Origin of the sequence: Streptomyces niphimycinicus, from assembly GCF_018883605.1 — a bacterium.
In the GTDB taxonomy this organism is placed as follows: Bacteria; Actinomycetota; Actinomycetes; order Streptomycetales; family Streptomycetaceae; genus Streptomyces; species Streptomyces niphimycinicus.
The window spans coordinates 1-9,501 of sequence record NZ_JAHLEM010000473.1; the positions used below are offsets into that span (position 1 = coordinate 1).

Annotated in this window: 6 protein-coding genes and 1 pseudogene; 2 read left to right on the plus strand and 5 right to left on the minus strand. The window is 70.0% G+C overall.

Translation table 11 applies throughout. The features are described 5' to 3' along the window. Nucleotides 1-245: 245 nt before the first annotated feature. From KN815_RS33200 to KN815_RS33215, 4 genes are all read right to left on the minus strand, one after another. Complete coding sequence (locus KN815_RS33200; RefSeq protein WP_216345567.1) at nt 246-1,889, minus strand: LCP family protein; 1,644 nt, start codon at nt 1,887-1,889, stop codon at nt 246-248. A 62-nt stretch (nt 1,890-1,951) separates the two neighbouring features. After that, a complete protein-coding gene (locus tag KN815_RS33205) occupies nt 1,952-3,643 on the minus strand; it encodes an LCP family protein (protein ID WP_216345568.1) in 1,692 nt (563 codons plus the stop codon). Between the two features lie 227 nt (nt 3,644-3,870). Beyond that, nucleotides 3,871-4,989, minus strand: coding sequence for an LCP family protein (locus tag KN815_RS33210; RefSeq protein ID WP_216345569.1), 1,119 nt, complete (start codon nt 4,987-4,989; stop codon nt 3,871-3,873). A gap of 366 nt (nt 4,990-5,355) precedes the next feature. After that, nucleotides 5,356-6,108, minus strand: coding sequence for a TIGR03089 family protein (locus tag KN815_RS33215; RefSeq protein ID WP_216345570.1), 753 nt, complete (start codon nt 6,106-6,108; stop codon nt 5,356-5,358). Between the two features lie 128 nt (nt 6,109-6,236). Here KN815_RS33215 and KN815_RS33220 point away from each other — a divergent pair, with 128 nt between their 5' ends. Further along, nucleotides 6,237-8,039 carry a peptidoglycan recognition protein family protein gene (locus KN815_RS33220; RefSeq protein WP_216345571.1) on the plus strand — a complete coding sequence of 601 codons (1,803 nt, stop codon included), beginning with the start codon at nt 6,237-6,239 and terminating at the stop codon, nt 8,037-8,039. A gap of 72 nt (nt 8,040-8,111) precedes the next feature. Next, nucleotides 8,112-9,218 carry a mannose-1-phosphate guanylyltransferase gene (manB, locus tag KN815_RS33225; protein ID WP_216345572.1) on the plus strand — a complete coding sequence of 369 codons (1,107 nt, stop codon included), beginning with the start codon at nt 8,112-8,114 and terminating at the stop codon, nt 9,216-9,218. A 172-nt stretch (nt 9,219-9,390) separates the two neighbouring features. On the opposite strand, the pseudogene KN815_RS50915 reads toward manB, so the two are convergent. Further along, a pseudogene (locus tag KN815_RS50915) lies at nt 9,391-9,501 on the minus strand (DNA-3-methyladenine glycosylase 2 family protein); the annotation flags it as partial.

Here is a 9,501-nt window from a genome sequence, read left to right on the forward strand (position 1 = left end):
GGCGCCGCGATCAACCTCATCCGCATCAACGCCTGGCTCAGCGACCAGCCCCGCGCCCGCACCCGGACCAGCCCCTTGACAGCACTTCGCCCCGCCGCATAACGACGGGGCGAAGCATCAGAGCCGGGGATTAAGCCAACAGCGTCCGCTGGTGGGTCCGGCCCCTTCGTCGTGCCGTCACGGGGGCGTCGTGCCCTCACGGAGGCATCCGTGCCCTCACGGGGCGTCGTGGGGGCACGGGGGCGTCAGAAGCTGTAGCCCGGGTTGACCTTCATGCAGCCCTTCTCCTCGCCGTTGAGCGCGTCCGCGCTCTTGGGCGTCTTGTCGCCGTCGTCCGTGGCCGGCTTCGGATAGGCGGTGCCCTGGCGCCAGTCGTTGCCGACCACCACGGTGATCTCCCGCACCGACTTCGACGACTTCACGGCGGACTTCGGCAGCTTCAGCGCCTTGGCCACGGCCAGGCCGTCGCCCTGCCGGTCCTCGCCCGGGTAGAGGACGGTGGTGTCGGCCTGCGAGATCAGCACCGAATTCGCGGTGGCCTTGGCGTAGCCCAGCCGCGCCAGCTCGGAGGTGATCTCCGAGGCCCGGCCGGAGGCCGGCCCCAGGACGGTGCTGGCGGTGCCGTTCTGCACCACCACCGGGAGCTGGTCCTTGGGCGCGGTGGGCGCCGGGGTGGCGTCGGGCTTCTTCTTGTCCTTGCCGTCCAGCGCTGTGTCGTTGCGCAGCAGCGAGAAGGTCTGCTCGGCGTCGCCCGGCTTGGGCAGCACGTACTTCTCGCCTTCGCCGTACACCCAGGGCATGGTGATCATGGTGGTGCGCTTGGTCGGCACCCGCTTGAGGTCATTGCCCAGGTCGTACAGCTTCTTGGGGGAGCCGAGGCCGTGGTCGACAGTCAGCGCCTTGGTGGCGGCCTCCGTGAGGTCCATCAGCTTGCCCGGGTCGCTGAGCTTGGTCCCCGACTTGAGCTGGCGGATCATCGAGGTCATGTACATGTGCTGGGCCTTGGCCCGGCCTATGTCGGTGTTGTCCTCGAAGCCGTAGCGGGTGCGCAGCCACTGGAGCGCCTGGACGCCCTTGACGTTGTGGGTGCCCTTGGTCAGCTTCAGACCGGAGCCGTGGCCGTCGCTGTCATGGGAGTAGACGTTGTTGTTCACGCACACCGGTACGCCGCCGATGGCGTCCGCGATGGAGACCACCCCGGAGAAGTCGATCATCATGAAGTGATCGATGTAGACGCCGGTGAGTTCCTTCCAGGTGGCGACCGTGCAGCCCGGACCGCCGTACTGGAGCGACTCGTTGATGGGCCCCACGGTCTTCGGGTAGACCGTCCCGTCGGCCGGATCGGTGCACCGGGGGATGGTCACCCGGGTGTCCCGCGGAATGCTGACCACCGACATATTGCTGCGGTCGGCCGAGACATGCACCAGCATCTGCACATCGGCCAGCGGTTTGCGGTCCGCGTCCCGCTTGGCGCCGCCGAGCTTGACGTTCTCCGCGGTGTTCCGGCCGTCGGAGCCGATGAGCAGGATGTTGAGGGGGGTCTGGCCGGCGGCGTTGGGCTCGGGTTTGCCGAGCTTGCTGTCGCCGAGGTCCAGATCCGCCTTCTTCAGATTGCCGTTCAGGTGTTCGTAGTAGAAGTATCCGGCGCCGGCCCCGCCGAGTACCAGCACGGCCAGCGTCAGGGCGGTCCAGCGCAGGATCCGCACCCCGCGACTCCGCTTTGGTTTTGGCCGCCCCCGACCGCCCCGCCCTCCACCGCTCGAGCGGCGCCCCGCCTCCGGTGACGTGGGGCGCTCCCCTTCCGACGGGCTGCCGTCCTCACCGTGCTCACGGGGTTCGGGAACGGTGGCCCGCCGCCCTCTTTTCCCCCGCACACTGCTCTGCCGCATCGGGCCTCCTGCTGTCTGTCTGTCGTCCGGCTCAATGGAAGAGGGCGGATTGGCCGGTGAGGTCACTTGGCGCAGACGTTCTTGTCGTCGGCCTCGACCCGTTGAATGTCCTTCGGCGCCTTCGCCGGAGCGGAGATCGGTGTGCCGGCGCCCTTGAAGTCCGCCCCCAGCGTCAGGCTCATCTCCGCCTTCGGCTCGGCGTCCTTCGTGCCTTCCTTCATGGCGGAGGCGGGCAGCCCCATGCTGTCGGCCAGCCGACGTGCCTGGTCGGCCTGGTTGGGAGCGTACTCCAGCGTCGTCTTCTTCAGCTCTGACGGAGCGTTTCCGCCGTTGCTGGTGCGGAGCATCCCCTCGGTGTTCTGCATCCAGTCGACGGTCTCCTGGGCGGCGCCGAACCGCCCGCTGCCGTTGAGCACCTTGACCCGGACATCGGCGGGATCGGCCTTGGGCCCCTTCAGCCGGGCCGCCTGCTCGTCCTTGGCCGCCTTCTCCTTCTGCTTGACCTCGGTCAGCGACACGTCCTGGCGGACCATGGAGAACAGCGGCTCGGCCTTGGTCTTGTCGAGCAGCACGGTCGCACCGTCGGTGTTGTCGACGACCGGGACGGTCGCGAAGGTGACGTTCTTGAGGTCGACCTTGCTCAGGTTCTTCCCCAGTGAGGCCAGCTTGTTCACGGTGCCGATCCCGGTGTCCACCGTGAGCGCCTTGGTGGCGGTCTGCGCCAGGTCCCACATCTTGCCCGGGCTGGTGAGCGTCCCGCTGTCCTTCATCTTGCGCATCAGCGAGCTGAGGAACTGCTGCTGGAGCTTGATCCGGTCCAGGTCGCCGCCGAAGCCGACGGTGTGCCGGGTCCGGACGAACGCCAGCGCCTCCTCGCCCTTGATCGTATGGCGGCCCTTCTTGAGGTTCAGATGCGACTTGGGGTCGTTGACGTCCTTGCCGAGACACACCTCGACCCCGCCGACCGCCGAGGACATCTCCTTGACCGCGTTGAAGTCGGCCATCATGAAGTGGTCGATCTCCAGCCCGGTGAGCTTCTCGACCGTCTGCCAGGTGCAGCCGGGGTCCCGCCCCTCCTGGCCCAGGCTGGTGTTGAAGCGCACCTCCGACTCGCCCGGGATGCTCTTGAAGGAACCGTCCTTCTGCTTCGTACGGCAGTCCGGGATGTCGGTGATCATGTCGCGCGGGATGGACAGCACGGTCGCGTTGGACCGGTCCTCGGCGACATGGAAGAGCAGTGTGGTGTCGGCATGGCCGACGCTCCCCGCGTCGCCGTACCCCTCGTTGCCCTTGCCGTCGCGCCGGTCGGTGCCGATCAGCAGGATGTTCATCGGGCCGTCGGAGACCGCGGCGTTGTTCTCGCCGACGTCGACCTTGCTGATGTTGTTGTTGAGGTGCTGATAGACGAAGTAGGCCGCGGCGGAACCGCCCACTAGCAGAAAGGCCAGGGTGCCGCTGCCCCAGTACAGCGCCTTCTTCGTCTTCGACTTCTTCGGCTTCGGCTTGCGGCGGCTGACCGAGCCGGTCTCCTTCTCCTTCTCCGACTCCCGCTTGGCCGCGCGCCGGCGCCCCTTGGGCTCGGAGTCGGTGGCGCCGTCAGCGCTCGACGATCTGGAGACCGCTCGCAGCTCGGTGGTGTCCTCCGATGTCTCGGCGGGGTTCAGCCGCAGCTCGTAATTGCCCGTATTCGGGTCGAACACCCACTGATCGGCTGGGTCGAAGTCACCCGCCCCGCCAGGGCCTTGCGCGTCCACGGTCGCCTGTGTCCTCCGTCGGTGCCACGCGGCGCCTCCCCCTCAAGGCGCTCCATCTGTCTTCGTGCAGTGCGCGGCCACCTCGTAGAGCGCACCGGATCGCTCACACTATCCGCCCGGATCAGCGTCAAGCGACGCCGGTGGCAAATTCCACTTCCCTACAACTGGGCAATCTGCCCAATTCTTGTCCCGCCCTTCACGATTCATGGCCCGCCCTTAACGCGCCTTTACTCGCAGATGCCTCGTGCGGCCGTCGTCCCTTGGTACGGGCTGCGGTCGCCGGCCTTCTGGTCGCCGCCCGTCGAGGCGGTGACGGTGTGGGCCACCGGCACCGGCCGGTCGAGCCGCAACTGCCGGAACAAGCGGTCGGCGTCGGGCTGGACGAGCTCATCCCGGTTCTTGTTGTACGTGTAGGGCTGCCGCGGAACCGTGAGGAACCGGATCTTCTCCCGCGGAATGTCCCGCACCCCGCGCACCAGTCCGTACAGATCTTTGAGCGAATCCAGCCCCGGATCGGTGGTCAGCGAGGACGTCGCCGCGTTGAGTACCGGATACAGCTTCGCCGGATTGAGCAGCACACCATTGCTCTGCACTTTCTTCACAAGCGAGCCCATGAACTCCTGCTGTCTGCCGATACGCTCCGTGTCGCTGCCGTCGCCGATGCTGTACCGGGCACGCACATAGCCCAGCGCCTGCTCCCCGTGGAGCACCTGACGGCCCGCGGGCAGCTTCAGATGCGCCTCGGCGTCGTCCACGGGCTCCTTCAGACACATCTCCACCCCGCCGACCGCGTTCACCAGCCGCTTGAAGCCGCTGAAGTCCACGATCAGATGGTGGTCGACGCGGATCCCGGTCAGCTTCTCGACGGTACGGATCGAACAGGCCGCGCCACCGGCCTCGAACGCCCAGTTGAACTGGGCGAACTGGGCCTTGGTCCGCTTTCCGTCCGGCTGGTCGCAGGCCGGGATGTCCACCATCAGATCGCGGGGTATGGAGACGGCGGTGGCGCTCTTACCGCCGGCCTGTAGATGCAGCAGGATCGTGGTGTCCGAGCGCTGGGTGCCGGTGTCCTTGCCGTACTTGCCGTTGCCCTTGCCGCCCCGGTTGTCGGAGCCGATCAGCAGGATGTTCTGGGCGTCCCGCACCACCGACACCGGCCGCTCGGCCTCGTACTTCCTCAGCTCGGTCGTGGTCCGGGTGTCGGTGCGGATATTGCCGTCGAGGCGTTCGTAGAACCACCACCCCGCCCCGGCCGCCGACAGCACCAGCATGGCCACGCCCAGCGCGAGGACACGCGGCCAGCGGCGCCTGCGTCTCGGCGCAGGCTCGGAACTGTCGGTCGTCACGTCCGCGTCCTCCCACCCGTCTTCCGCCCGGGGGCGGAGCGGCATCGCATGGCGGGATACCGATTACCGGGATACCTGCCGATTACCGGGATACCGATTAACGGAACAGACATGCGAAGCCCGCGCATGGTTGTACGTATCCGTAGATCATCGCGCGGGGTGGGCGAGGCGGCCCGTGGACCCGGCCCGCGGTCCGCCGGACGGGTCAGGGGTGGGAAGGGGGGCGGGGACTGGGGGCTGGGGGCTGGGGCCTGGGGTGTCGGCTTGGGGGTGGAGTTGTCTCAGGGCGTGAGCCGTCTCAGAGCGTGAGTGGTCTCAGGACGTGAGTGGTCTCAGGACATGAGCCGTCTCAGGGCGTGAGCCGTCTCAGGACATGGTGGCGGTGACGCGCTCACTCTCCTTGCGCCCCGCCAGCCCCTTCTCGTCCAGCCGGTCCAGATGGCGGCAGAGCACCACCGAACCGCCGGTGGCCAGCGGCGCGTACAGCCCGTACGACAGCCCTTCCCAGCTTTCGTACGGAAGCCCCGAGAGGATCCGCGAACCGGGCCCGAGCCCCTGCGCGGCGGCGTCGGCATGCGCCCGCTCCACCACCTCCGCGCTCGTCAGCTCCACACCGCCGACGGCCAGCGCGGGTGCCTCCGGGTCCACCGGGGAGTACGGGGCGAAGCGGTCGCCCTGGCTGGGCACCTCCACGGCGTAGTCCGCGAACCCCTCCGGCAACTGGGGGAACCGGCCGCCCAGCGGCTGTAGCGACAGCGCCACCCGCTCACCGGAGCACTCCCGTGCCTCCTTGAGGGTGTCCGGGCCGCTGACGACGAGATCGGCGGCGGCCGGGTCGCCCCCGATGTCCACGAGGACCCCGACCGAGGAACAGGCCACCAGCCACACGGCGGTCTGCCAGTGGGCGGGCAGCAGCAGTGCGCATCGGTCGCCGGGCGCGGCGGCCAGATCGTCCTGGAGCAGATTGGCGGTCTTCGCCACCCAATTGGCGAAGGTGGCCACGGAGAGTTCGACACGTTCGCCCGTGGCATCGTCGTAGAAGGTCACGAGCGGGCGGGGCGGGTCCGCGGCGAGCGCGGATCCCAGCAGGTCGGCGGGGGTGCGATCGGTGGCGTTCACGCGCGCAAGACTACGCGCCGAAGATGCGGCGCGGACGGGGTCGGTGGGGCTCGGCTCGGCGAACGGTCCGCGACGTGGCCGCTCTTCCGAATGGACAGGTTTGTCCCCTTATGTAGACGATTTCAATCATGCGTGCATACCTGGCATCCTCGATCGGCGTCGCGTGCACCGCCGCCCTCGCCCTGCCCCTCGCCGTCTATCCCGGCCCCGCATATGCCCGGGCCGAGCGGGCCGCCGCCCCCTCCTCCTCGCCTTCCTCTTCCTCGCCTTCCCCTTCCTCCTTCTCCTCCTCCGGCTCCACGCAGTCGCTGCCGCTCCTTCCGCTGGCGGCGGACGGGCTCGACCGGGGCGTGGCCGCGCCCGGCGGCGATGCTCCGGTCCCGGCTGACCGGGGCGTTTCGGCTGACCGTGGCGTCGCCGCGTCGCGCGTACGGCCGTTCTCGCTCGTCGGTGTCGTCTGGGACCAGCCCTCCGCCGACCTCCGCGGCCGGGTGCAGGTGCGCACCCGCGCGGTCGGCGGTGCGTGGTCCCCATGGCGCGACCTGCTGCCGTACGGGGACGACGGCCCCGACCCCGACTCACCCGAACTCCGGGGCGTACGGGCCCACGGCGGCACCGCACCGCTGTGGGTCGGCGACTCGGACGGCGTGCAGGCGCGGGTGCGGCCCGAGGGGGTGGCGGTGGCGGACGGAGTCGGGGGTGCGGGTGCGGATACGGGCGGGGGCGTGGCTGCCAGGTCGGCGGCGCTGCCGTCCGGGCTGCGGCTGGAGCTGGTCGACCCCGGGCAGGCCCCGGCGCCGCCGCCCCCGGACCAGGCCGTACTGCGCGCCCTTCCGGCACATCCGGCGCCGACGCCGGGGGGTGCCGCGAAGACGGGTGCCGTGTCGGCGTCGGGAGGTGCCGCGCCGGGCGCGAGGCCGTCGCCGGGGTCGGTGGGGCCGGTGGGGAAGCCGCCGGGGTCGGTGGGGCCGGTGGGGAAGCCGCCGGGGTCGGTGGGGCCGGTGGGGAAGCCGCCGGGGTCGGTGGGGCCGGTGGGGAAGCCGCCGGGGTCGGTGGGGCCGGTGGGGAAGCCGCCGGGGTCGGTGGGGCCGGTGGGGAAGCCGCCGGGGTCGGTGGGGCCGGTGGGGAAGCCGCCGGGGTCAGTGGGGAAGTTGCCGGGGTCGGTGGGGAAGCCGTCCCCCAGGCCCTCCGGGTCATCCGCCAGGCCGCTGCCGTACCCCTCCGCACCCTCCGCTCACGCCACCCGCCCCACCTCGCCGCCCAGCGCCATCACCCCGCCGACCGGCGCACTCCCCGAGGAGGTGACCAAGGCGAACGCCGCCCGCTACAGCGCGCCGCGGCCCAGCATCGTCACGCGCGCGGGCTGGGGTGCCGACGAGAAGATCCGTGAAACGGGCCACGTCTACAGCAAGACCGTGAAGGTCGCCTTCATCCACCACACCGTGACGGGAAATAAGTACCGTTGCTCCCAGGCGCCCTCCGTTTTGCGCAGTATCTACCGCTACCACGTGAAGAGCCTGGGATGGCGCGATTACGGCTACAACTTCACCATCGACAAGTGCGGAAAAATCTACGAGGGTCGCTCCGGCGGTGTGGCCAAAGCCGTCCGCGGAGCGCACACGCTGGGCTTCAACACCAACAGCATGGGCGTCGCCGTCCTCGGTACTTTCTCGTCCAAGAAGCCCTCGGCCAAGGCCGTGAAGGCCATCGCCAAGCTCACCGCGTGGAAGCTGGGCCTCTTCAAGCGAAATCCGCGTGGCACCACGCATCTGGTGTCCGGCGGCGGCAACAAGTACAAAAAGGGCACCAACGTAAAGCTCCATGTGATCGCAGGTCACCGCGACGGCTTTGCCACCGAGTGCCCGGGCAAGGACCTCTACAAGAAGCTCGGTTCGGTACGGAAGACAGCCGCCCGCCTCCAGGGGCGCTGATCAGGCGCGGTCCGGGGATCTGCATACACTGGCCGCCGACCGGCGAGCCCCAGCAGGAAGCAGAGACGTTACGTGACCATTGCGCCAGCAACGCCATCGCCAGAGGCGATCCTCCTGGTCGGCGGCAAGGGAACCCGGTTGCGCCCGATGACGGTGCACACTCCCAAGCCGATGGTCCCGGCGGCGGGCGTTCCGTTTCTGACCCACCAACTCGCCCGCGCCCGCGCCGCCGGGGTCGAGCACATCGTGCTCGCCACCTCCTATCTGGCCGAGGTCTTCGAGCCGTACTTCGGTGACGGCTCCGCGCTCGGCCTGCACCTGGAGTACGTCACGGAGGAGGAACCCCTCGGCACCGGCGGCGCCATCCGCAACGTCGCCTCCCGGCTGCGCTCGGGCCCCGACGACCCGGTGCTGATCTTCAACGGCGACATCCTCACCGGCCTCGACATCCGCGCCCTCGTCGACAATCACCGCACGACGGGCGCCGATGTCTCTCTGCACCTCACCCGGGTCCCCGACCCGCGCGCGTACGGGCTGGTGCCCACCGATGAGCGGGGCCGGGTCACCGCCTTCCTGGAGAAGCCGCAGACCCCCGAGGAGATCGTCACCGACCAGATCAACGCGGGCGCGTACGTCTTCAACCGCTCGGTCATCGACACCATCCCCGCCGACCGCCCCGTCTCCGTCGAGCGCGAGACCTTCCCCGGTCTGCTGGCCGCGGGCGCGCATCTTCAGGGCATGGTCGACTCCACGTACTGGCTCGACCTCGGCACCCCCCAGGCATTCGTCCGCGGCTCCGCGGACCTGGTGCTGGGCCGGGCCCCCTCCCCGGCCGTCCCGGGGCGCTGCGGTGACCGCCTCGTCCTGGACAGCGCCTCGGTCGCGGGCGACGCCAAGCTGACCGGCGGCACGGTCATCGGCCCCCAGGCCCGGGTGGGCGCGGGCGCGCGCATCGACGGCAGCACGGTGCTGGAGGGCGCCGTCGTGGAGGAGGGCGCCCAGGTGCGCGACTCGCTCGTCGGCGCGGGGGCGCGCATCGGCGCCCGTACGGTGCTGGAGGGCGCGGTGGTCGGGGACGGCGCGCTGGTCGGCCCGGACAACGAGCTGCGGGACGGCGTACGGGTGTGGTGCGGGGCGGACATCCCGGCGGGGGCGGTCCGCTTCTCGTCCGACCAGTGACGGGGCGAGCGTTCCGCAAAAATCCAGCCCCTCCGGCGTTTGAGGAGCGGGGTCCGGGGCGGAGCCCCGGCGGGGTCCAGGGGGCGGAGCCCCATGGTTTCGGGGAGGGGCGGGGTGGGGGATCTCCGCCGGAGGCGCCCACGGTCCGCACCCGGTGAAAGGGCCCCGGGGGCTACATCGTCCGGAAGTCCCTGACCGCGAAGCGGGGCCCGCGGCGGGGCGGAGTACGGCCGGACAGAAGGATCAGCCGGGTCGCGCGGTAGCGCTGACCCGCATACGGGGC

Bases quoted from the DNA above. Each gene is read 5' to 3' on its own strand.
- KN815_RS33200 (WP_216345567.1), bottom strand. From the start codon at position 1,889: ATGCGGCAGAGCAGTGTGCGGGGGAAAAGAGGGCGGCGGGCCACCGTT.
- KN815_RS33220 (WP_216345571.1), top strand. From the start codon at position 6,237: ATGCGTGCATACCTGGCATCCTCGATCGGCGTCGCGTGCACCGCCGCC.